This is a genomic window from Moraxella catarrhalis (assembly GCF_001656295.1).
Classification (GTDB): Bacteria; Pseudomonadota; Gammaproteobacteria; order Pseudomonadales; family Moraxellaceae; genus Moraxella; species Moraxella veridica.
Genome location: NZ_LXHE01000015.1, coordinates 21789 through 43817 on the forward strand (window position 1 = coordinate 21789; position 22029 = coordinate 43817).

Genomic DNA, 22029 nt, shown 5'->3' on the forward strand with positions numbered 1-22029 from the left:
TTGGTCAACAAGCCTTTGGATATCCAAGGGCTTTGTATTTTAGCACCCAAAAGTGCCGTCCCATCTGAAATAAGCACCAAATTTTATATTCAGTATTAATTCAGTATTAATTCATTCATAATTAATTTACTTAAAAAATGAATTAAATTGTTTAAAAATTCATTGATATTATATAAGGTCATCTATGTCTAAAACGCCACAATCTGCCATCATTCCCGACCATTGCCGTGCTGGCATCTTTATGGAGGGTGATTTTATCACCAATAACACAGCAACCATCGCAGACGCCTGCCGCCAAGCTTTGCACGCTTTAAATGAGCTACAAGCCAAATTTACGGGCGAATCTTTAGGTCTGACCATTGGTTTTGGTGCGCAGGCTTGGCAACGCTTTGGCTACACCAAAGAAGGCGGCCAAATCAAACCATTTCGCCCATTGGGTAATGGTCTGGCACCTGCCACGCAGCATGATGTAATGTTTCATATTCAGTCAATGCGTCATGATATCAATTTTAGCCTAGCAAAAGAATTGGTAGCGATATTTAAGGATATCATCCAAATTCAATCAGAAACACATGGCTTTCGCTGGGTAGAAAATCGTGGCTTAGAAGGCTTTGTAGATGGCACTGAAAACCCCCAAGATGATGCCGTAAGTGGCGTGGCTGCCATCGCTGATGGTGATGATGCTGGCGGCAGCTATGTGCTTTTACAAAAATACCGCCACGACTTGAATAAATGGGATAAGTTGCCTGTGTGCGACCAAGAAAATTCTATTGGTCGCTCAAAAGTTGATAATATTGAATTTGATAAAGCCAAACGCTTATCAGATTCTCATTTGGGCCGCACCAATCTTAAGGAAGATGGTAAGACTTTGGAGGTGGTACGCAGAAGTCTGCCTTTTGGTACAGTGACTGGCGAGCATGGCTTAATGTATATCGCTTATGCAGCACGGCTATGGAATATTGAAGCTCAGCTACTTAGTATGTTTGGTGAGACCGATGGCAAGATTGATTTGCTGCTTAAACATGTCAGTACGGCGGTTTCGGGTGCTTATTATTACGCACCTTCGGTTGAGCGCTTAGAAAATCTATAATTTGCCAATCATGACTAAAGACCCACAGCAGACGCCAAAATTAGTTGCCCAAGTGGCACTGGCAGTACCTGTGGCTGATTTTTTTGATTATACTTGTCCCAGTGATTTACTTCTGCCAGAGATTGGTGCTAGGGTATTGGTGCCGTTTGGTCGTAGGTCAATGGTAGGGGTGGTGGTTGGGCTGATTTTGGCAAGCCAAAGTCAAGTTCCACCCAATAAACTCAAGCCCATCAAGCAAGTCCTGGACGAGCGCGCCATCCTTGACGATGAATTATTAAAACTCGCTCGCTGGCTGTCTTCTTATTATCATCACCCCTTGGGCGATGTCTATTGTGTGATGCTGCCGACACTCATCAACCAAGGCAAGCCCATACACGCCAAGCAGCGATATTACAAAGCCATCTGTGATGATACCGCCATCGATAAGTTGCCAAAAACTGCCAAAAAACAACGACAAATTTTAACACATCTGATGGCATATCCAGCAGGTCTTGAGACCGACACACTCAGCCAAATCGGTGCAACACGCTCTGCACTTGATGGTCTTATCAATAAAGGTCTTATCATCACTGATGAGCATATACCGCCTAACAAACAGCCGCCACCAGTACAACTCAAAGAACCTAAGCTTGATGCCAATGACGAACAACAGATTGCCTTGGATGCCATTAAGACTGCCAGTGATTTGGGGCAGTATCAAGGGTTTTTGTTGGATGGCGTAACAGGTTCGGGTAAAACGGAAGTCTATCTACAAGCCATGCACCATGTGCTAGACCAAAGCAAACAGGTGCTGATACTCGTGCCTGAAATTGGGCTAACGCCCCAAACCAAGGGCAGATTTGCCTCACGGTTTTCTGCCAATATCTGTGTATTGCACTCCAAGATGAATGACACCGAACGCCTTCAAGGTTGGCAAGCGTGCCGTTTGGGTCACGCACAAATCATCATCGGTACACGCTCAAGCATCTTATATCCTTTTGCAAATCTTGGTATGATCATCATTGATGAAGCACACGATGCGTCATATAAGCAACAAGACCATCTTCGCTATCATGCCTGCGATGTGGCGATGATGCGTGCTTTATTTGCCAAGATTCCAATCATTTTAGGAACTGCCACACCAAGTCTTGAACAGCTCAAACTCATCCAAGATGGCAAATTAACACCGCTCACCCTAAAAAATCGTGCAGGCGACGCTCAGGCGGTCTGCATGCATTTGGTGGATATGCGATTGGGTCGCTATCATGCTCAGCATCTCGATGGGACAATCAGCGACACTGCCTTTGTACCCGCGACAATTCAGGCAATGCGTCATTGCTTAGCCAAAGGTGAACAGGTGCTTGTGTTCTTAAATCGCCGAGGCTATGCACCGATCTTGATTTGCCGAAGTTGTGGTCATCAAGCCAATTGCCCCAATTGCGATGCACATTTGACCGTTCACAAAAAAAGCGTACAGCCCATGCATGGTGAACTACGCTGCCATCACTGTGGCTATCGTACGCCCATACCAATGGCCTGCCCTGAATGCCACAGCCCTAATATGGACAGTTTTGGTGCAGGCACAACCCGCCTAGTCGAGCAGCTGCACGCATTATTTGCCAATCCACAAGTCAGCCGCACAACTTATCCGATTTATCAGATCGATAAAGATACCATGCAAAAAAAAGATGCATGGACTCAGATGACAAAAAACATCAATACTGGCAACCCTGCGATCTTAGTGGGGACACAAATGATTGCCAAAGGTCATCATTTTGAAAATGTTACGCTTGTGGTCATTGCCAATGCTGATTTGGGATTTTTATCGGCTGATTTTCGCTCACCTGAGCATACCGCACAGCGTATCATACAGGTAGCAGGTCGAGCAGGTCGTGCCAAAAAGCCAGGCAAAGTCCTAATCCAAACCTTACAGCCTGATAACGCCCTGCTCATTCAGCTTGTGCGTCAAGGTTATCACGCCTTTGCCCACGAGCTATTACACGAACGATCACAGTTGGGGCTGCCGCCTTTTAGCCATGCCGTACTCATTCGTGCCGAAAGTTTGCACCATCAGCGAGCCAAAGACGCCATCATTGCTGCCAAAGGATTGATACCAGCCAATCATCCGTTTGCCATCAATGCACCCATCGACGCACCCATGACCAAAAAAAATAATCGCTATCAGGTGCATATGCTCATCTTGGCAAAAACTCGCCCACCATTGCATGAATTTTTACAGACATGGTGGCCATCAGTACAGTCACTACCAAGCAGTAAAGCGGTACGCATGAGTATTGACATTGATCCAATGGGTTGGTGATTGCAAACTTTTGTACAATCAAACGACCCAAGCCAAGCAAACAATCGCCAATAAATGCAAAGGATAAAAAAGATAGAAAAAATATCGGCCGCCCAGCCTGCGCCCCTGCTGACCTGTATGATAATAAATCAGCGGTAACGCAAAAAACATACCCACATTCATCCACCCAAGACCGACCGTCAACGCCCACCCATAAATCAGATAATGTGCCAAAGGGACGCTTAGGGCATAAGCGATCAGTTGTAAGATTTTGTCATGTTTAAAAATCTCAAACACCATCACCCACATCACCATCGCCGCCCCATACTCCCCAATCTCTGCAATCATCGCCATCACCAGCACACCAATCACCCTAAGCGTCACAGGTATACTCATATGCCAGATCATTAATGCCGCCAAGCTGGCAGCTAAGCTAAACAGTACATTACCCCAAAGCACTTGTGTCAATGAATCGACACTACCAATGGTATATTGAAACGCCATAAAAATCGGCTGCGAGAGAACAGCAAAAGCCAAAAGACGCCCCAAGTACGCCCATTGATTGTGTGTATGATACAGCCCCATCACCAAAAAATACGCCATCATCGGTGCAACCAAACGCCCCACCGTGTGCATTATCTCAGCGGTCATACTGTAAGTTGCCACAAACACCCAACCGATGTGGTCAATGAGCATGGCAATCAGCGTGATGAGTTTTAGGTGAAAAGTTGTCAGCTGCAGCTGATTGGTAACAGTATCATCTGCCATATTCGGTTCATTGTTCACTGATTTGATATTGGTCATACAAGGTTAATGATTAGCCAATGCAGCGTTTTGGGGTTTGTTTTTTTGATAAAGAAGTTTGGCATCGCCATACCAATCCATGTTGGGTAGGCGTACTATATATTGTCAAAGTTCGCCCTTTTAGATAGCTAAGTGGATAAGATGCCTTTAAAACGGTCGCAACGACAGCACATTTGGTATTAATACCGTCTGCTTGTGTCACCACTTGGATATCAGCACGATGATGCGTGCTGGTCACAGGTAAATTGACTGGGCATTGACCTGTGTTCGCCATAATTACATCCACACGCTTAACCACCGCATTGGCTTCGCTATAGACATCAAACAAAAGCTTTTGCTCAGCTTGTTTGATATACATCGGTACAAACTGCCCGACGATGATTGATAAAATCATCCAAAACATCGCAAATGCCACCGACAAACCAAGCAAGCTTACGCCACCTTCACGCCTAAGATGCTGTTTTTGTGCAGCTTCATCTCGAGGGTATAGCTCTAGAGCATCTGCAATCTCTCGGCGAGCCGTACGATAATAATACGCATCCGCCCAGCGTGCCACCATGCTCGACCAAAACAGCCAAACCCCCAAGCCAATCAAAATACGCACAGGCCACTGCATGCCATCTGCCAAAAATCCAATCAATGTATATTCTGCCACTGCTAAGATGATGACAATATTAACCTTAATAAATGACCAGCCTGCCACACAATACACCACGCAATCTAAGTAACGCTTACGATACAGCAGCCAGCCAAATGTCATAAAAAATGCCGCCCAATGCCATTTTGCGTGTAACCGACCCACTCGATCAAACTCAGCAAATCGTCTCAAATAGTACGCTTGGGAGCGATGACCAATAAACCATCGATCCAATCGGGTGCGTTCATCATCACTCAAATGACTTTGATAAAATGGTGGTGGCGTTGTATCTTCTAAAAAAGGTAGGCGAAACATGGCAACTCTTTGGCTAAATGCGATGAACAGCGACTAAAAAACCAAGCTGTTAGCTTGTGGTTGGGTCAGTTATTCTTTATAATGACCGTTTTTAATATTAGCTATTGTACGCCCTTTTATGACAAATTCAACACCCCAAGATGCCCAAAATGTCTTGGCAGACGCTCAATCTTTACAAGCCATTGACAAAGAAGAAATCAGCACCCGCCTCACCAAATTGGCACAAACACCCGAGCAGTTTCGTAAAATTAATACCTTTATGAAGCGTCGTTCACACATGAGCCAATATCATGAACACGCCTTATTAGACGCTCATTTTCGGTATCTTTATGTCAATCCAACCGATGAGCTTGGCAAGCTTGGCGATGTCTCAGCAATCAGAGATTTACGAGTTTTATTTACAGATACGCCCAATGGCAGTGATGCGTCTTTGGTGCTTGAAATTGGCTTTGGCATGGGCGATAGCTTATTTGAGATGGCTAAAAATGCCCCTGAAACCAATTTTGTTGGCGTTGAAGTTCATGAACCTGGTATTGGGCGTTTGGTGGCGTTGGCAGATGAAGCAAAACTTCACAACCTAAAAATCATCAATGGCGATGCTGTGGCGTTACTTGATAATCTACCCCCGCAACATTTGGACACCGTTCAGTTGTATTTTCCTGACCCTTGGCAAAAAAAACGACATTATAAACGCCGCTTTGTGACGCATGACCGTATGGCAAAAGTCGCTCGTGTGCTAAAATCTGGGGGTAAGTTTCATGCGGCAACCGACTGGGAGCATTATGCGTTTTGGATGCTTGAGGTGTTGGATGGTATGCCTGAATTTATCAACAGTTGTGAAAAGGGTAACTTTACGCCACGCCCTGACTTTCGCCCTTTGACCAAATTTGAAAAGCGTGGCATCACTCATGGTCATGGCGTTTGGGATTTGATTTATCTAAAAGCCTAAAAAGTGGGGCAATCAAACGATCGTAATTTGGTGGCTAAGTTTTGGCTGTTTTATGCTGATAACTGTGGCGGTATTGGGGTGCGTTATTCCATGTGTTTTATTCAATCGCATTTTATTCAATCACATGAGTATCCTTGATCATCTCGCCACGCAAGCAAAGCCGCCACATCGTTGGTAATGCCTGTCTTTAGGGCATCAACACCATCATAATGCCGTTCACCATGCAAAAAATGCGTAAACACCACCCAAAGCGTCACGCCATATAATTCACCGTTAAAATCAGGTAAGTGCACCTCAAGTCGCCACTGTTTGCCGCCCACACTGGGGCGTAATCCAATGCTAACGGCACCAAATAAACTGTCCTGTTTTAGACCCATCACACCGCCTTGACCCAGCGATGCCCAATCCAAACGCACGCCATTTTGATAGGCGATGACATCGGCAGCAAAAATGCCATGCAGTGCAGGCTTTAGACGCCCCAAAGACACATTTGCTGTTGGGAAATCCAATGTTCGCCCAATCTTATCACCATGCTCGACCACGCCAGTTATGCCATAAGAGCGACCCAACATAGATTTGGCAGCGTTTAAATCACCGACCGCCAAAGCTTGACGCACCAAAGATGAGCTGATGCGTACGCCATTTTGGGTGATGCTGGGCAAATTATCTACGCTAAATCCTGCAGCTTGCAAAAATGCTTTGTCGCCAACACGATCTTGACCAAAACGAAAATCATCACCAAGCACAAGATGGCTCACATTCAAGCTGCGTAAAAGATCGACAAACGCCGCCGCTGATAATGAACGAAACGCATCATCAAAACTTGCCACAATCAGATATTGAACGCCCAATTGCATAATTTGCTCTGCTTTTTCGGTCAAATTGGTCAATCGAGCTGGTGGATTATCAGGCGAAAAATATTCTCTAGGCTGTGGCTCAAATACCATCACCGCTGATGACAGACCCATCGCTTTGGCATCATCAGCCAGTGCTGATAATAACGCTTGATGACCCAAATGAACGCCGTCATAATTACCGATGGTCAAGGCAAGTGGTGGCAGTGTCGGTAAATGATGACTGTCTAAAAAAATGATTTGCATGAAAAATATATCGCCTATTGCTTGCTTGCCATCGCATCAATGACTGGTACAGCCAACTTTTCTGCTGCAAGCTCATTTGCTGTCTTCGCTTCAGGCGACAGACCTTTTAATAACGCCAAGTTTTTGACATCTTGACGCTGACGAACAGCTAAGCTGACAGGCACCATGCGAGCAAACTCAAATAACTGTAGCCACATCTCCTCACCGCCCTCTAGACTTTCTTCGTCATCCAAGCGAATGGCGGCAATCTCCATCAAAGTACCAATCAGCTCGTTTTCATCTGCACTCAATGTCACGCCCGCCACACCAATACCAGTAATATAACCGCCCGCCCAGTCTTTGAGTGCCAAAACACGCTCATACAACTCATGCTCATCATCAGGTACTAAGGGTTCATAGCCATATGCGTCATCTTTATCTTTGAGTGCAAAGCTGACATCTTCGGCATAGTCAGTCAATAGCTCAAGTGCCGATTCACTAGGTATCCCAAAGCTCATTTCTTCTAATAAGCGTACCCAACCATCGGTATCAGGTGCATGACACACAGTCATGATACCAGTCATGATGCCGTGCAACTCGCTGATCGATATGTCTGTCCAGTCGCCAAATGCTGACGCCCAATCATCCCAACCTGATAAATAATCTGTTGCCATAGTTTGCCTTTATTCGTGTGTTTTTGACATCAGTTAACCCTTAAGGATCATCAAACCTTTGTCAAAAATTGTTAAAATTTACCTTTAAATAATCGCTCAAAAAAACAGAGTATTATAGCACAGACATGCCAGTTTATGTGCTTGTTTTGATTAAACCATGATGTTATCTAAAAACTTTTTAATATCACAATGACCAACTTTTATGTAATTTTTACAAAAAATTTGACAACACAATCCAAAGCCATGCTAAGATAAGCTCAGCTAAATTTTGTTTGATCAACTTAGGATATCTTATGTTAGCTCAATTACAAGCCTTAGAGCAGACGATCATCGCCATGAAAAAGCAATATGCGGTCACTGCGACAGAACTTGCCAATCTCAAACAACGCATCGCCAATGACGACAGCGCCAAACAAATCGAAACACTACAAGACAAGCTCAATCAAGCACTGACTGATATTGAGAATTATAATGACCGCGTGGATGATCTACAACAAACCCAAAATGCGCTAGAGCAGCAAGTTGATGAGCTTTATCAAGCCAATCAAGCGTTAATCACCCAAAATCAAGATCTAAAAGATAAAAACGCCTTAGCCATCTCACGCGCTGAAGTGATTCGTGATTGGCTGTCAAAAATCGATCGCTCCAACTAAAGACGCGCCATTCAACAGTTTTGCTAAGGAATCATTATGAGTCAAGACACCCAAAATTCACCATCATCGGCCATCATCGCCAAAGAAGAATTTCGCCCAATTGATATCAGTATCGCCGGCACGCCGCATCGGATTGTCTGCCCAGTGGACGAAATTAAAAACCTAGAACATGGGGCTGAATACATCAACCACAAAATCCGTGATCTGCGCCGTGAAATCAAGCACAAAACACCGACCAATGAAGAGTTTTTGGTGCTGGTTTGCTTGGAGCTTTATGATGAAGTCCAAGCCCTAAAAACCCAAATCGCTGATGCTGATGACGAAAAAGCCAAAGTCGCTGCCATGATAGAAAAAATCAATCAACAAGCACGCTCGATGCTTTGAGTCAAACACATCAAAAACGGTAGCATAAAAACTACCGTTTTTTATGCTACCTTAAAAGCTATCAATCGTTAATCATTGGTAGATTTTCTTTTGGATGAGTATCGGCATAAGATTTGAGATGGTCAGCATTACAAAAAAACCGTTCATTAGGCTGCTTTTTGTTCAATAAAATACCACGATAGGTTGCCAACACATGCCCACAGTAGTGGCAATGTCGCACGCTTGTATCATCACCTTCTTTGGGGAAGAACGCTTTGGGTGGCTTAGGGTACATGAATTTCAAAAACAGCCACATGACCACACTGATGATGATAATATTTAAAATAAAAGCAAACATAAACTCTCGATTCATCGCAAATTTTTAGAAACCTAAGATTACTATACCACAAAGTTTAGGGGTTTATGCTATACTATTTGCAGGTTTGTCAACGATTTTGATAAGCCAGAATGTTTGGCGTATTTGCCACTTTTACAAAATTTGTTTATGAAATTTGCGACGACAGTGAGGTCATTGCATTTTTTATGACATCAATTTAAACGCACTTGGTATGATGCCCAATGCTCACAAATTTCAAGGATATTACAAATGTCAAAAGCTAAAACCGATGCCGTCAACGGCACACAAACCAGTTTTCATACCGCAGATGCCACGACAGGTCAAATGACTTTTGCGATCATTCAGACCAATTTTTGGGTGGGGGATATCGCAGGTAATGTCAAAAAAATGCACGCTTTAACCCTAGACGCCAAAGCTCGCGGTGCGGATATTGTCATCTTTCCTGAGCTTGCTTTGGTGGGTTATCCGCCTGAAGATTTGCTTTTGCGCCCAACCTTAGGTGAGCGCGTCCGTGAAGCGATGGCAAAACTTGCCGAAATTGAAGGCATTGTGGTGATTTTGGGCTATCCACACATTGATCATCATGGCACATTCAATTCAGCCGCCATCTTGCAAGGCGGCAGCCAAAAAGGCTTTTATCATAAGCAGCGCCTACCAAACTACGGCATCTTTGATGAGCGTCGCTATTTCCAAAAAGGTCGCAATCAAGTCTTGTTTGATTATAAAGGCGCGACGATTGGTCTTTTGATTTGTGAAGATATTTGGCATGATGAGCCCATTCAAGCGCTAAAACAAGAAGGCGCTGATTTGGTGGTGGTGATCAATGCTTCGCCATTTGAAATCGGTAAGCAAACCGCCCGAAAAGAGCTTTTAACCAAACAGTCTTCCGCCCATAATCTGCCCATCATTTATGTCAATACCGTCGGTGCCCAAGATGATATCGTCTTTGATGGCGGTTCTTTGATCATGCAATCAGACGGCAGTGTCGCACATGAAGGCGTCAGATTCTTAAATCAGCTGATGATGGCGCAGTTTGATACCCAAACTAAGACTTTTGATACACAAACCAAAGCACCGCTTGTGCTGTCTGAAGAGTCTGAGATGTATCAAGCGCTTGTGGTGGGTCTGCGCGATTATGTCAATCGCTCAGGCTTTAAAGGGGTGATTGTTGGCCTATCAGGTGGTATTGATAGCGCGCTCACGCTTTGTATTGCGGTTGATGCGTTGGGTTCTGATCGGGTGTATGCCGTGATGATGCCCTATGAATATACCGCTCAAATCAGCCTAGAAGATGCCGAAGCCCAAGCCGCTCGCTTAAATGTGTCTTATACCGTCTGCCCCATTCATGATGCTGTGGCAGGCTTACGCTCAGCCTTAGCGCCACTGCTTGCCAATAGCGAGCCTGATGTGACCGAAGAAAACTTACAAGCGCGCGCCCGTGGCACTATCTTGATGGCACTGTCTAATAAATTTGGGCATATGGTCATCTCAACAGGTAATAAGTCTGAAAATGCTGTCGGCTACTCAACGCTTTACGGCGATATGGTGGGCGGATTTGATGTCTTAAAAGATGTGTATAAAACCGATGTCTATCGCTTGGCAAATTATCGCAATCGCTTGGAGGATAATCCTGTTATCCCTGAACGAGTGATTACTCGCCCGCCCAGTGCTGAGCTGCGTCCTGACCAAAAAGATCAAGACAGCTTAGGCGATTATGAAACGCTTGATAACATCCTAAGAATGTATATTGATGAAGATTTGGGCTATAAAGCCATTGTGGCAGCAGGTTTTGAACCCCAAATGGTCGAAAAAATCTTAGGCATGGTGGATCGCTCTGAATATAAACGCCGCCAAGGTGCCATCGGTACCAAGATCACCAAAAAATCATTTGGTCGCGAACGCCGATACCCACTGGTCAATGGTTGGTCAATCAAAGGCTAATCAGCACTTTTAAAACGCTCACACCAGTGGGCGTTTTTTAATGGCGCTACATTTACTGATATGATCGCTCACCAAAAATCGCCGTCCCAACACGCACCATCGTCGATCCATGCGCCACAGCTTCTGCCATATCACCGCTCATGCCCATGCTGATGCTATCCCAGTTTGGCAAGTCAAAACGCCTTGCCATCGCATCAAATAGTGCTTTTGTGCGGGTAAACGCATCTACGGTTTGCTGACTTGGAATGACCATCACGCCACGCAAGTTTAGGTTTTTGTAGTTGATGATTTGTTCTATGAGCGTGGGCAGTTCAGTTGGTTTACAGCCTGATTTACTGCTTTCATCATCAATATTGACTTGGATCAAGACATTGAGCGGCTTCATACCTGCGCGCTGCTCATTGAGACGCTTGGCGATGACCTCGCGCTCCAAGGTGTGCACCCAGTCAAAATACTTGGCAATGTCTCGCGTTTTATTTCTTTGGATGCTGCCAATATAGTGCCATGTGATCGGCAAATCAGGCAGCGCCGTGATTTTACCAAGCGCCTCTTGCAGATAATTTTCACCAAAATCTTCTTGACCTGCACGGTACAGCGCCTCAATCATCGAAGCAGGCTTTGTCTTTGACACCGCAAGTAGTGCCGCTGAACGGTGTTCGTCGTTTGTTTCGGCAGCCTTGGCATTAGCCACAGCTAGCGCATCACTCACTGCTTGATAATTAGCCAATAATTGCGCTTCATCAAAATCGGTCACGGTCTGCATAATCTACCCTTTATCATATGGCTGTATTTCATCAAATTATTGTAACACTAAGAAGATCACTTGTGAAATCCGCCTGAATTTGATTTAATGTGGCAAATGTTTGGAGTCAAGATCCCCATGCTCAATCTTAAAGATCTGTTGGTTTTTGCACACAATCAAGGCGCATCAGATTTACATTTATCCGCCCAACAGCCCGTTATGCTGCGTATTGATGGCAATCTTTTGCCCATGGACATCACGCCCATTGATACAGATAGTATCATGCAGATGCTACGCCTTGTGATGGATGACACAGATTATCGCCAATGGCAACACAATCTTGAACATGATTTTGTACTTTCACTTGATGGCATCGCTCGCTTTCGGGTGAATGTATTTTTTCAGGCACACGGTGCGGCGGCTGTTTTTCGGGTGATTCAAGCCAAAGTGCCCACACTTAGGCGGTTAATTGATGATGATCGAATTTATGACAGCCTGCGACAAATCACGACACTGCGCGCAGGCTTAGTGCTTGTTACAGGCGCGACAGGCTCGGGTAAATCAACGACACTTGCCAGTTTCATCGACCACATCAACCAACACCAAAAAAAGCACATTATCACCATTGAAGACCCCATTGAATATGAGCATGTCTCCAAGCTTTCTCTGATTAATCAAAGGCAAGTCGGTAAAGATACCCGAAGCTTTCAAAATGCCCTACGCTCAGCATTGCGTGAAGATCCTGATGTGATCTTGGTCGGTGAGCTGCGCGATCTTGAGACCATTCGCTTGGCGCTGACAGCTGCCGAAACTGGGCATTTGGTACTAGCAACCTTGCACACGGTCAACGCCCCAAAGAGTATTGATCGTATCATTGAGGTTTTTGATGCTGCTGAAAAGCACATGATTCGCACGATGCTCGCTGACTCACTAAAGGCAGTGATCGCCCAACGGCTATTGCCTGCCCAAGGTGGCGGTCGTGTGGCAGCGTTTGAGATTCTCACTCACACGCCTGCGGTTGCCAATCTTATTCGCGAAAATAAAATCTCGCAGCTGCCTTCTGTCATCCAGACCAGCTCAGCCCAAGGCATGATCAGTCTGAGTCATCATCTATCACGCCTGGTCTCATCTGGTAAAATCAGCCCAGATACCGCCAATCATCATGCCCAAGAGCGGCTATTTTAAGCCTTGATTTAAAAAATGCCCAATATCATCTATTGGGCATTTTGGATCACACCGCATACGGGGCTTGGCTTATTTATTTTCGCTGTTTGCCTTTAGGCACTCTGGACTGTCACAGACGCCATACAGCACCAAAGAATGACCTGATAGCTTAAAATTATGCGCCTGAGCCACCTTAAACTGCTCTTCTTCGATGACCGAATTATGAAATTCAACAATTTTACCACACACATCACAGACCAAATGATCGTGATGTTCATCTTGGACAATCTCAAAGACTGATAAATTATTCTCAAAATTATGTCGCTTAACGATGCCTGCTTGCTCAAACTGGGTCAAAACACGATACACTGTTGCCAAACCCACATCTTCGCCCTGCGCTGCTAACGCACGATAGACATCTTCAGCACTCATATGATGATGTTCAGCATTTTCAAGCAGCTCTAAGATTTTGATACGAGGCAAAGTAACCTTTAAGCCAGCTTTACGCAAATCTTTATTTGTAAAAGCCATATATTATCCATCCTAACTTGATGATATTAAATCATATAAATTAATTAATAATGTATCATAAAATCGCCCTGCTTGCACCCCAAAATCATCACCATACGCCAAAAGCTTATGATTTATTTATCCAATCATCAAAACTTATCATCATCATAAAAACCGCCCAAATAGCAAAAGATACTTGCATAATGATAAGCCTTTGGTTTAATATGATCACACTTCATCACCATATGGGAATCATAATGCAAAAGATGACTTACAAAGCTGTCAGCTTAGGTTTGGTTGCGGTGCTTGCTCTGACTGGCTGCAGTGCCTTTCGGGTCTATACGATCGATCTACCCCAAGGCACGCCGCTATCTGCCGCCCAAGCCAATCAAATACAAGTGGGCATGAATGCCAACCAAGTGCTATATTTACTTGGCTCGCCTGCCTTGCGTGATACGCTGGCACCAAACCGCTGGGATTATATTTATGACTATACCGCAGGCACTGATGGCAAACGCCAAAAAAAATCTGACATTAAAAACGCATCGCAATACTTGAGCATTCATTTTAATAACCAAGGCATCGTTACACGCATTGACGGTCGTGACAGCTTACCTGATACTCGCCATTGATGCTGGTGTGGTCGTAACCAATTCATAAGCCGCTTATACATCCACTAAGCGGCTTTATTAAGTTTTTGTTTAATAAAACTAAAAATAACTGGCAAGATGCTAAAAATAATAATACCAAAAATCACATAAGTGAAATTATCTTTAATGGCAGGCTGATTCCCAAAAAAATAACCCAGCAGCACAAATGACACAATCCATAAAAATCCACCGATGATATTATAGCTTAAAAAATAGCGATAATTCATGCTGCCCGCTCCTGCCACAAATGGCGCAAAGGTACGAGCAAACGGGATAAAGCGTGCAAGAATAATCGTCTTTTTACCATGTGTTGCAAAAAATTTTTGTGTATTAACCAAGTGCTGATGATTGATCCAGCGGGAATTTGTGACAAATACTTTAGGTCCGATATATTTACCGATATGATAATTGAGCGTATCACCCAACACCGCAGCCAAAGACAGCAGTATGATCAATAAGATCGGATTTATCGCACCTGTCACAGCGGCCAACGCACCTGTAGCAAATAACAGGCTATCTCCAGGTAAAAACGGCATCACCACAAGCCCAGTTTCAACAAAAATAATCAAAAATAAGATGCCATAAATCCACATGCCATAATCTTGTAAAAATACTGCCAAATGCTGATCGATGGTCAAAATAAAGTCCATCAGCTGCATAATCATATTCATAATTCCCTACTTTTTATTCAAACTTTTTACTCAAAACAGTGCCTATATTATCAAAAAAAATAATCTTTATAAAAATTTTGTATTGCTTAAATGTTTGATACACAGACATAGATGAGATATCCAAAAAACCAAAGTCATCACATTGGTCATTTAGACAACATGAATGTTGTTTGATATTATGATAAAATGTTACTCATATAAAATTTCAAATTTCATGTCAATGTAAACGATATAAACAAATGGCTTTATTATGCTAGAGATTCGCCACCTACAGATGATGCACGCCCTAAAACGCCATGGGTCGCTTGCCACTACCGCCGATGAGATGAACCTAACGGCCTCAGCCATCAGTCATCAGCTCAAAGAGCTTGAAAACTATTATGACATTACGATGGTCAATCGGCGTACTCGCCCCATCAGCTTCACGCCAGCAGGCTTGATGGTGCTTGAGTTGGCAGAGAGTATTTTACCACAGGTAGCACGCACCCAATCCGATATTAAACGCCTCGCACATGGTCAAGCAGGTAGGCTGCGTTTGGCGAGCGAATGCCATAGCTGTTTTGATTGGCTGATGCCGATTTTAAACACCTATCGTGGGCAATATGCTGATGTTGAGCTTGATTTTTCAACAGGATTTGACCCTGAGCCACACCAAATGCTGGTAGATGGTGAGATTGATTTACTCATCACCTCAAGCGATTTACCCATTGATGGTATCAGCTATTTACCGCTATTTACTTATGAAAGCCGATTGGTGGTCGCACCAACTCACCCTTTGGCAAGCCAAGCAGTCATTGCCCCCCAAGATTTGTGCGACCAAACACTGATTGCCTATCCTGTTGAAGAAAGCCATTTGGACATCATCGCCCAATTTTTGACGCCCAATGGGGTAGCACCTGCCAATATCCGCACAACTGAGCTGACCGCCATGCTCATTCAGCTGGTCGCCTCCGAACACGGCGTTGCCGCTCTGCCTGATTGGGTAATTTTAGAATACGAACGCAAAGGCTGGGTGGTCTCACGCCCTCTAGGCGTCGGTGTGCATTGCCAGCTGTATGCCGCTACTCGTAGCTCCGATGCCCAGCTTCATTTTATGCAGGGGTTTTTAAACTTATTAAAAGATATCCAAAAACCCTAAACCGCTTATTGACATTTGTCAATCACTTGACAAGCTTTTATCCATCACTCACAACCAAAAGCCACAAAAACCCATAAAAAAGCAGCCAGTAAACTGACTGCTTTTTTTTGGTGATGATAGACAATTAGAACTCGTAATTTACACCGATGTTATAAGAGCCTTTTTATCGCCACTGGTATTAATTGCCGCACCAGCTTTAAACGCCAGATTTGGATTAACACGATAGCCAGCACCGATAGCAACCGCAGATTTTGAACCATAGCCACCAAGTGCAGCGGTAGCGTTAAACTTACCAACGCTATAAGGCTGGAATAGACCACTTAGGGCAGCTTGGGCAGCCATACCGTTTTCAACTTTGCTATCTAAAGCCGTGATACGACCATCAAAAGCATTTACCTTAGTATCCAAGGCACTGATACGACCGTCAAAACCATTGACTTTGGTGTCTAATTCAGTTACACGACCGTCAAAACCATTGACTTTATCGTTTAAGCTATTCAGTGCTTGGGCATCTGCCTTACCACCCAATTTTGCTTCGATGGCTTGTTGATTTTCATCGATTTTTTTGGTGTTCTGGGCAAGTGTGGTTTTGTTATTTGCAATGTCTAATTGCACACCTTGAAGCTTAGCATCAGCATCGGCTTTGTTTTTAGCGATTAATGTGTCTTGTGCTTTATCTTTTTCAATCAAAGTGTTTTGATTTTCGGTGAGCGTTTTAAAGCTTGCATCAGCATCGGCTTTGTTTTTGGTGATGTCAGCTTGATTTTTATCAACGCTTGTTTTTAACTCTGATAATTTTTGCAAATCTGCCTTGCCACCCAATTTTTCTTCGATGGCTTGTTTATTGTCATCGATTTTTTTGGTGTGCTCGGCAAGTGTGGTTTTGTTATTTGCAATGTCTGTTTGCACACTTTGAAACTTAGTATCAGCATCAGCTTTGTTCTTAACAATAGCATCTTTATTCGTTTTGATATTACTTTCGTTATCTTCTATCGATCCTGCATGGGCTTGGAAAAGTGTTCCTAAATTGGTGATTTTGCTACTGTTTGCCTCAATCTTAACTTTATTTTCTTCGACATCAGCTTTGTTTTTGGCAATATTATCAGTATTCTTAGTACTGTTTGTGATCAAGTTTTCAAGAGTTTCATTTTGCTGTTTATTATGATCATGTATCTCGTCTATAATGTTTGTAACTTCTTGATCATATTTATAAAGATCATCAATATCCTTTTGAATGCCTTGTGCATACGCACTTTTTTCAACATCTTCTTCGGTGGCGATTCTAGTAGTCACAGAGCGAACTTTTTTAGTTTGACCATTACTATCTATTACATTATCTACTTGAGTAATAGGATTACCATTGTCATCAACAGGAATAAATGGCTGACCTGCTTTAAAGCCTTTGAGTCGTTGGTTTGTCATGAACTGATCAAATAACATACTGCTAGGTAGTGTCTTATCCGAGTCAGAATAAAACTTCATAGAGATATCATTGGTGGTCTGATTTTCAACAAAAAAAGTATCACCGAAGACCATCTTACCTTGGTTAGCTTCACCAATACTTGAAATATCGTACTCAACTGTTTGTGCATTCGCAGTAGATGCTGCACCCAAGCCAACAATCATGGCACTGGTTACAGCGATTTTTAGGGGGAGAAGTTTCATGGTTTTCATTTGGCACTCTCTTTTGGTAGTTAAGTCTCATATCAGTCATCACGGTGAAACAACTGATGCCTAAAAAAGCAGATAAATGATGTCATCGGGGCAGGTAGAAAGTATCAGCGGATAGATGAAAATATAGATAAAAACCCAAACAAAATTTTATCTATCTATCTATCTATCTATCTATCGCTTTTGCTGGTATAAATGGAAAATCCCTATCATATCCATTTATAGGTTATAGTATAGCAAGGCTTTATCAAAGTATCAACACCAAATTAACCAAATTACATAAACAATACTTAAGCCTTATTTTAATCACCACCCTGATATGGCATTTTGGCATATACCAATAGATAGTTGATATGATTGATTTGGCTATCTATGACCAGATACGCCAAGCGTCGTCATATCCCAGCGGGGAATACAGCGAACCGCCAAGTCATCCGACTGCCCAAAGCTTAGCCGACAAAAGCCTGCATAAGCGATCATCGCACCATTATCCGTGCATAGCTCGGTAGGGGCATAATACACCGACGCATCGATTTGGCGGAGCGTCTTGGTCAGCGTGCGGCGTAGTGTCTGATTGGCAGAGACGCCCCCTGCGACCACCAGCTGGCGAATACCAGTCATCTGTAGTGCTTTGGTGCATTTTTTGACCAAAGTATCCACCACCGCATACTCAAAGCTTGCGGCGATGTCTGCTCGTGTGGCGGGGTCGCTTTGGGCGTTTGGCGTGTCTTTGATGAGATTATGAATGGCGGTTTTCATGCCACTGAACGAAAAATCCAGCCCCTTATGCTGCATGGGTCTTGGCAGTTCATAGGCGTGTGGGTTACCGTTTTTGGCTAATTTTTCGATATTTGGGCCACCGGGATAGGGCAGTTTGAGCATTTTGGCCGTTTTATCAAAGCATTCACCCACCGCATCATCGATAGACTCGCCCAATATCTGATACATGCCCACACCATCAGCACGCACCAGCATGGTATGACCGCCCGACACCAGCAGGCACACAAATGGAAAGCTTGGGGGGTTATCACTGGCTAATAACGGTGCTAACAGATGCCCCTCCATATGATGCACCCCAACCGCTGGCACGCCCAGCCCATACGCCAGTGTCCGCCCAAATAGTGCCCCCGTCATCAACGCCCCAATCAGCCCTGGGCCTTTGGTATACGCCACCGCATCAATGTCGGATTTGGTGATATTTGCCTGATCCAACATCTCATTAAATAACGGCACAAGCTTACGAATGTGGTCTCGACTGGCAAGCTCAGGCACGACACCGCCATAGGTGGCATGTAGATTAATTTGGCTATACAAAACCTGAGACAACACGCCGCCCCTGCCGCCATTCATCGTACTATCATAGATGGCAAGCCCTGTTTCATCACAAGATGTCTCCAATCCCAATACTTTCATTACGCATTCTCGATGATCATTATGTTGCTTACTATTTTATGTTGCTTACTATTATAGCACAGATCCGCCCAAATATCGGCAGATGCCATCAAGGCAAAGCTTCGGCTACGTTGATAGACGCCCGTTATTTTTCATCACGCCAAACCCTTGAAAAGCTGCCAAAAAGTGAAAGTATTATTAATGAGTTTATTTTAGGAATATCGTATGATTTTTGGCATTACTGCCGCCAAATATTAGCTTTTGTGATTGATTTTTATGATTATTTTTTTAATTTATGGAAAATTACATTCCATCATGATTTGATATTTGAGTTTGTGCCTATAAAGTAGTACATTTGTAGTCTATTAGAAGTGTTTATCAGACCAAATGGCGCGCAAATTGCATTTTAGATATCTCTCTTAAAATGTGTGTCCGCCATGAAAAACAAGGCTTTGAGCATTTTAACCAAAATATTCTTGTTATAATCTGGGATTGAGCGCTCAAACAAACTTTATGCACAAAACAGCATTTTTATTCAAAATATTAAAATTATCTGATGATCTAATAATTTTTTATGATGAATAGGCTGCTGCAGCCACTTTTGCAAGTAGGCAAAACAAGGAAAGTATGGCATAATACCGCCGATTTTAACCAAACCCGACATTGACAACCAGGAGTCTATATGAGCAAATCTACCATTGTCTATACTCACACCGATGAAGCCCCAGCATTAGCCACCTATTCTTTACTTCCTATCGTTCGTGCTTTTGGTGCAACCGCTGGCGTGGATTTTGTGACCAGTGATATTTCTTTGGCAGGTCGTATTTTGGCAAGCTTTCCAGAGTATTTGACCGAAGAACAGCGAATTACTGACGCATTGGCTGAGCTGGCTGAGCTGGTGACCAAGCCTGAAGCCAACATTATCAAACTGCCTAACATTTCAGCATCCATGCCCCAACTGCTTGCCGCCATCCAAGAGCTTCAAGACCAAGGCTACAAGCTACCAGACTACCCAACCAATCCACAGACCGACGAAGAAAAAGACATCCAAAAGCGCTACGATAAAATCAAAGGCAGTGCGGTCAATCCTGTGCTGCGAGAAGGTAACTCTGACCGCCGCGCACCCAAAGCCGTTAAAAACTTTGCCAAAAAATATCCACACAGCATGGGCGCATGGAGCAAGGATAGTAAATCACACGTCGCGACGATGGACGGCGGTGATTTCTTTGCTAATGAGCAATCCAAAACTGTGGCGGATGCCACGACAGTCTCTTTTGTGTTTACAGACACCCAAGGCAACCAAAGTCAGCTGCGCAAACCATTGGCACTAAAAGCAGGTGAAATCATCGACGCCACTATGATGAGCAAAAAAGCCTTGCTTGCATTCTTAGAAGAACAAATCAAAGATGCCAAAGACAAAGAAGTGCTCTTTTCGCTACACATGAAAGCCACGATGATGAAAGTCTCTGACCCCATCATCTTTGGTCATGCGGTGCGTGCATTCTTTGCACCTGTGTTCGAACAATACGGCGATAAGCTGGCAGCTGCTGGCGTCGATGTCAATAACGGCTTTGGCAATCTGCTAGCCAATCTTGACAAGCTTGATGCCGAAACACGCGCAGGTGTTGAAGAAGCCATTTCACAAGCTTACGCCGCCAATCCAGACATCGCCATGGTCGACAGCGACAAAGGTATCACCAATTTACATGTGCCAAGTGATGTGATTGTCGACGCCTCTATGCCAGCGATGATTCGTAACTCAGGTCGCATGTGGGATAAAAATGGCAACGCCAAAGACACCAAAGCAGTCATTCCTGATAGCAGCTATGCCCATGTATATCAAGCGGTGATTGATTTTTGTCGTGAAAATGGCGCATTTGACCCAACCACGATGGGCAGCGTGCCGAATGTCGGATTGATGGCTCAAAAAGCTGAAGAATACGGCTCACATGATAAGACTTTTGAAATCAAAAATGATGGTAAAGTGGAAATCATTGACGAAAATGGCAATGTGCTTAGCTCTCATACAGTAGAAGCTGGCGATATTTGGCGCGCTTGCCAAACCAAAGACGCCCCTGTCAAAGACTGGGTGGGCTTAGCCGTCAATCGTGCTCGCTTGAGTAGCACGCCTGCGATTTTTTGGCTGGATAAAAACCGTGCCCACGATGCTGAACTGATCAAAAAGGTCAATCAATACCTTGGCGATCTAGACACCGAAGGCTTGGACATCCAAATCCTTGCACCTGCCGATGCTTGCTTGGCAAGTCTTAAGCGCATGAAAGAAGGCTTGGATACCATTTCTGTGACAGGTAATGTGCTGCGTGACTATAACACAGACTTATTCCCAATCTTAGAGCTGGGTACTTCTGCTAAGATGCTATCAATTGTGCCTTTGATGAATGGCGGCGGCATGTTTGAAACAGGCGCAGGCGGTTCAGCACCAAAACATGTACAGCAGTTTATTGAAGAAAATCATTTGCGTTGGGACAGCTTGGGCGAGTTCTTGGCGTTGGCGGTGTCATTTGAGCATTTGGCGCAGACCACTGACAATGCCAAAGCACAAGTACTTGCCGAAGCGCTTGATCGCGCGACCGAAAAACTACTACTCAATGACAAATCACCAAAACGCAAAGTCGGTGAGCTTGACAATCGTGGCAGTCATTTTTATTTAGCGATGTATTGGGCGCAAGAATTGGCATCACAAGACAGCGACGCCATGATTGCAGAGAAATTTGCACCTGTGGCAAAAGCCCTAAGCGAAAATGAAGCAAAAATCCTTGATGAACTGAATCAAGTTCAAGGGCAATCTGTTGATATCGGTGGCTATTATGCACCTGACTTTGATCAGGCTTCAGCGGCAATGCGTCCAAGCCAAACGCTCAATCAAGCACTTGAGCTACTTAAATAAAAGTAAGCCTAAAAAATATCCCAAACCTTTGGGATATTTTTT

21 protein-coding genes are annotated in these 22029 nt (G+C 44.0%); 11 read left to right on the forward strand and 10 right to left on the reverse strand.

Annotation, left to right across the window (positions count from 1 at the left end; genetic code table 11):
• Positions 1 to 184 precede the first annotated feature (184 nt).
• Together AO382_RS07030 and AO382_RS07035 are read left to right on the forward strand one after the other, a co-directional pair.
• Positions 185 to 1090, forward strand: coding sequence for a Dyp-type peroxidase (locus tag AO382_RS07030; RefSeq protein WP_064619463.1), 906 nt, complete (start codon positions 185 to 187; stop codon positions 1088 to 1090).
• Between the two features lie 10 nt (positions 1091 to 1100).
• Positions 1101 to 3389, forward strand: coding sequence for a primosomal protein N' (locus tag AO382_RS07035; protein WP_064619466.1), 2289 nt, complete (start codon positions 1101 to 1103; stop codon positions 3387 to 3389).
• An 18-nt stretch (positions 3390 to 3407) separates the two neighbouring features.
• On the opposite strand, the gene AO382_RS07040 is transcribed toward AO382_RS07035, so the two are convergent.
• On the reverse strand, positions 3408 to 4136 hold the full coding sequence (locus tag AO382_RS07040; protein WP_064619469.1) for a TraX family protein: 729 nt from the start codon (positions 4134 to 4136) through the stop codon (positions 3408 to 3410).
• Between the two features lie 49 nt (positions 4137 to 4185).
• Positions 4186 to 5124, reverse strand: coding sequence for a DUF2628 domain-containing protein (locus tag AO382_RS07045; RefSeq protein WP_064619471.1), 939 nt, complete (start codon positions 5122 to 5124; stop codon positions 4186 to 4188).
• Between the two features lie 118 nt (positions 5125 to 5242).
• Between AO382_RS07045 and trmB the strand changes: the two genes are divergently transcribed.
• Positions 5243 to 6073, forward strand: coding sequence for a tRNA (guanosine(46)-N7)-methyltransferase TrmB (gene trmB / locus AO382_RS07050; protein ID WP_064619474.1), 831 nt, complete (start codon positions 5243 to 5245; stop codon positions 6071 to 6073).
• 116 nt (positions 6074 to 6189) lie between these two features.
• On the opposite strand, the gene ribF is transcribed toward trmB, so the two are convergent.
• Positions 6190 to 7173: a riboflavin biosynthesis protein RibF gene (gene ribF, locus AO382_RS07055; RefSeq protein ID WP_064619477.1), complete on the reverse strand. Its 984-nt coding sequence runs from the start codon at positions 7171 to 7173 to the stop codon at positions 6190 to 6192.
• 14 nt (positions 7174 to 7187) lie between these two features.
• On the reverse strand, positions 7188 to 7826 hold the full coding sequence (locus AO382_RS07060) for a UPF0149 family protein (RefSeq protein WP_064619480.1): 639 nt from the start codon (positions 7824 to 7826) through the stop codon (positions 7188 to 7190).
• A gap of 293 nt (positions 7827 to 8119) precedes the next feature.
• Here AO382_RS07060 and AO382_RS07065 point away from each other — a divergent pair, with 293 nt between their 5' ends.
• Positions 8120 to 8479: a hypothetical protein gene (locus AO382_RS07065; protein ID WP_064607976.1), complete on the forward strand. Its 360-nt coding sequence runs from the start codon at positions 8120 to 8122 to the stop codon at positions 8477 to 8479.
• A 36-nt stretch (positions 8480 to 8515) separates the two neighbouring features.
• On the forward strand, positions 8516 to 8863 hold the full coding sequence (locus AO382_RS07070) for a cell division protein ZapA (protein ID WP_064619483.1): 348 nt from the start codon (positions 8516 to 8518) through the stop codon (positions 8861 to 8863).
• Positions 8864 to 8924: 61 nt separating this feature from the next.
• Here AO382_RS07070 and AO382_RS07075 read toward each other — a convergent pair whose 3' ends face one another.
• Positions 8925 to 9200 (reverse strand): hypothetical protein, encoded by a 276-nt coding sequence (locus AO382_RS07075; protein WP_064619486.1) that lies wholly within the window; start codon positions 9198 to 9200, stop codon positions 8925 to 8927.
• Between the two features lie 249 nt (positions 9201 to 9449).
• Here AO382_RS07075 and AO382_RS07080 point away from each other — a divergent pair, with 249 nt between their 5' ends.
• Positions 9450 to 11141: an NAD+ synthase gene (locus AO382_RS07080; protein WP_064619489.1), complete on the forward strand. Its 1692-nt coding sequence runs from the start codon at positions 9450 to 9452 to the stop codon at positions 11139 to 11141.
• A 52-nt stretch (positions 11142 to 11193) separates the two neighbouring features.
• On the opposite strand, the gene AO382_RS07085 is transcribed toward AO382_RS07080, so the two are convergent.
• Positions 11194 to 11904: a YggS family pyridoxal phosphate-dependent enzyme gene (locus AO382_RS07085; RefSeq protein WP_064619492.1), complete on the reverse strand. Its 711-nt coding sequence runs from the start codon at positions 11902 to 11904 to the stop codon at positions 11194 to 11196.
• A 117-nt stretch (positions 11905 to 12021) separates the two neighbouring features.
• Between AO382_RS07085 and AO382_RS07090 the strand changes: the two genes are divergently transcribed.
• Positions 12022 to 13068, forward strand: coding sequence for a type IV pilus twitching motility protein PilT (locus AO382_RS07090; RefSeq protein WP_064619570.1), 1047 nt, complete (start codon positions 12022 to 12024; stop codon positions 13066 to 13068).
• 69 nt (positions 13069 to 13137) lie between these two features.
• Here the strand turns inward: AO382_RS07090 and fur are convergent, their stop codons facing one another.
• Entirely contained in the window at positions 13138 to 13578 is a 441-nt protein-coding gene (gene fur, locus AO382_RS07095) for a ferric iron uptake transcriptional regulator (RefSeq protein WP_064619495.1), read from the reverse strand.
• A gap of 236 nt (positions 13579 to 13814) precedes the next feature.
• Here fur and AO382_RS07100 point away from each other — a divergent pair, with 236 nt between their 5' ends.
• Complete coding sequence (locus tag AO382_RS07100) at positions 13815 to 14189, forward strand: outer membrane protein assembly factor BamE (RefSeq protein ID WP_064619573.1); 375 nt, start codon at positions 13815 to 13817, stop codon at positions 14187 to 14189.
• Positions 14190 to 14233: 44 nt separating this feature from the next.
• Here AO382_RS07100 and AO382_RS07105 read toward each other — a convergent pair whose 3' ends face one another.
• Positions 14234 to 14866 (reverse strand): DedA family protein, encoded by a 633-nt coding sequence (locus AO382_RS07105; protein ID WP_064619496.1) that lies wholly within the window; start codon positions 14864 to 14866, stop codon positions 14234 to 14236.
• Between the two features lie 262 nt (positions 14867 to 15128).
• On the opposite strand from AO382_RS07105, the gene AO382_RS07110 reads away from it, so the two are divergent.
• On the forward strand, positions 15129 to 16016 hold the full coding sequence (locus AO382_RS07110) for a LysR family transcriptional regulator (protein ID WP_064604207.1): 888 nt from the start codon (positions 15129 to 15131) through the stop codon (positions 16014 to 16016).
• Positions 16017 to 16154: 138 nt separating this feature from the next.
• Here the strand turns inward: AO382_RS07110 and AO382_RS07115 are convergent, their stop codons facing one another.
• A complete protein-coding gene (locus tag AO382_RS07115) occupies positions 16155 to 17690 on the reverse strand; it encodes a YadA-like family protein (RefSeq protein WP_064619499.1) in 1536 nt (511 codons plus the stop codon).
• A gap of 363 nt (positions 17691 to 18053) precedes the next feature.
• The gene (gene tsaD, locus AO382_RS07120; RefSeq protein ID WP_064619504.1) at positions 18054 to 19100 is read right to left on the reverse strand and encodes a tRNA (adenosine(37)-N6)-threonylcarbamoyltransferase complex transferase subunit TsaD; all 1047 of its coding nucleotides are present in this window, start codon (positions 19098 to 19100) and stop codon (positions 18054 to 18056) included.
• On the opposite strand from tsaD, the gene AO382_RS07125 reads away from it, so the two are divergent.
• The gene (locus tag AO382_RS07125) at positions 19076 to 19429 is read left to right on the forward strand and encodes a hypothetical protein (RefSeq protein ID WP_115346491.1); all 354 of its coding nucleotides are present in this window, start codon (positions 19076 to 19078) and stop codon (positions 19427 to 19429) included. The genes tsaD and AO382_RS07125 overlap by 25 nt on opposite strands.
• Before the next feature lie 332 nt (positions 19430 to 19761).
• Positions 19762 to 21987: an NADP-dependent isocitrate dehydrogenase gene (locus AO382_RS07130; RefSeq protein WP_064619509.1), complete on the forward strand. Its 2226-nt coding sequence runs from the start codon at positions 19762 to 19764 to the stop codon at positions 21985 to 21987.
• The last annotated feature ends 42 nt before the right edge of the window (positions 21988 to 22029 follow it).

What these genes read in the sequence shown, in the direction of transcription:
- AO382_RS07030 (WP_064619463.1), top strand. Translation starts at nt 185, where the DNA reads ATGTCTAAAACGCCACAATCTGCCATCATTCCCGACCATTGCCGTGCT.
- AO382_RS07035 (WP_064619466.1), top strand. Translation starts at nt 1,101, where the DNA reads ATGACTAAAGACCCACAGCAGACGCCAAAATTAGTTGCCCAAGTGGCA.
- AO382_RS07040 (WP_064619469.1), bottom strand. Translation starts at nt 4,136, where the DNA reads ATGGCAGATGATACTGTTACCAATCAGCTGCAGCTGACAACTTTTCAC.
- AO382_RS07045 (WP_064619471.1), bottom strand. Translation starts at nt 5,124, where the DNA reads ATGTTTCGCCTACCTTTTTTAGAAGATACAACGCCACCACCATTTTAT.
- trmB (WP_064619474.1), top strand. Translation starts at nt 5,243, where the DNA reads ATGACAAATTCAACACCCCAAGATGCCCAAAATGTCTTGGCAGACGCT.
- ribF (WP_064619477.1), bottom strand. Translation starts at nt 7,173, where the DNA reads ATGCAAATCATTTTTTTAGACAGTCATCATTTACCGACACTGCCACCA.
- AO382_RS07060 (WP_064619480.1), bottom strand. Translation starts at nt 7,826, where the DNA reads ATGGCAACAGATTATTTATCAGGTTGGGATGATTGGGCGTCAGCATTT.
- AO382_RS07065 (WP_064607976.1), top strand. Translation starts at nt 8,120, where the DNA reads ATGTTAGCTCAATTACAAGCCTTAGAGCAGACGATCATCGCCATGAAA.
- AO382_RS07070 (WP_064619483.1), top strand. Translation starts at nt 8,516, where the DNA reads ATGAGTCAAGACACCCAAAATTCACCATCATCGGCCATCATCGCCAAA.
- AO382_RS07075 (WP_064619486.1), bottom strand. Translation starts at nt 9,200, where the DNA reads ATGTTTGCTTTTATTTTAAATATTATCATCATCAGTGTGGTCATGTGG.
- AO382_RS07080 (WP_064619489.1), top strand. Translation starts at nt 9,450, where the DNA reads ATGTCAAAAGCTAAAACCGATGCCGTCAACGGCACACAAACCAGTTTT.
- AO382_RS07085 (WP_064619492.1), bottom strand. Translation starts at nt 11,904, where the DNA reads ATGCAGACCGTGACCGATTTTGATGAAGCGCAATTATTGGCTAATTAT.
- AO382_RS07090 (WP_064619570.1), top strand. Translation starts at nt 12,022, where the DNA reads ATGCTCAATCTTAAAGATCTGTTGGTTTTTGCACACAATCAAGGCGCA.
- fur (WP_064619495.1), bottom strand. Translation starts at nt 13,578, where the DNA reads ATGGCTTTTACAAATAAAGATTTGCGTAAAGCTGGCTTAAAGGTTACT.
- AO382_RS07100 (WP_064619573.1), top strand. Translation starts at nt 13,815, where the DNA reads ATGCAAAAGATGACTTACAAAGCTGTCAGCTTAGGTTTGGTTGCGGTG.
- AO382_RS07105 (WP_064619496.1), bottom strand. Translation starts at nt 14,866, where the DNA reads ATGCAGCTGATGGACTTTATTTTGACCATCGATCAGCATTTGGCAGTA.
- AO382_RS07110 (WP_064604207.1), top strand. Translation starts at nt 15,129, where the DNA reads ATGCTAGAGATTCGCCACCTACAGATGATGCACGCCCTAAAACGCCAT.
- AO382_RS07115 (WP_064619499.1), bottom strand. Translation starts at nt 17,690, where the DNA reads ATGAAAACCATGAAACTTCTCCCCCTAAAAATCGCTGTAACCAGTGCC.
- AO382_RS07125 (WP_115346491.1), top strand. Translation starts at nt 19,076, where the DNA reads ATGTCTCCAATCCCAATACTTTCATTACGCATTCTCGATGATCATTAT.
- tsaD (WP_064619504.1), bottom strand. Translation starts at nt 19,100, where the DNA reads ATGAAAGTATTGGGATTGGAGACATCTTGTGATGAAACAGGGCTTGCC.
- AO382_RS07130 (WP_064619509.1), top strand. Translation starts at nt 19,762, where the DNA reads ATGAGCAAATCTACCATTGTCTATACTCACACCGATGAAGCCCCAGCA.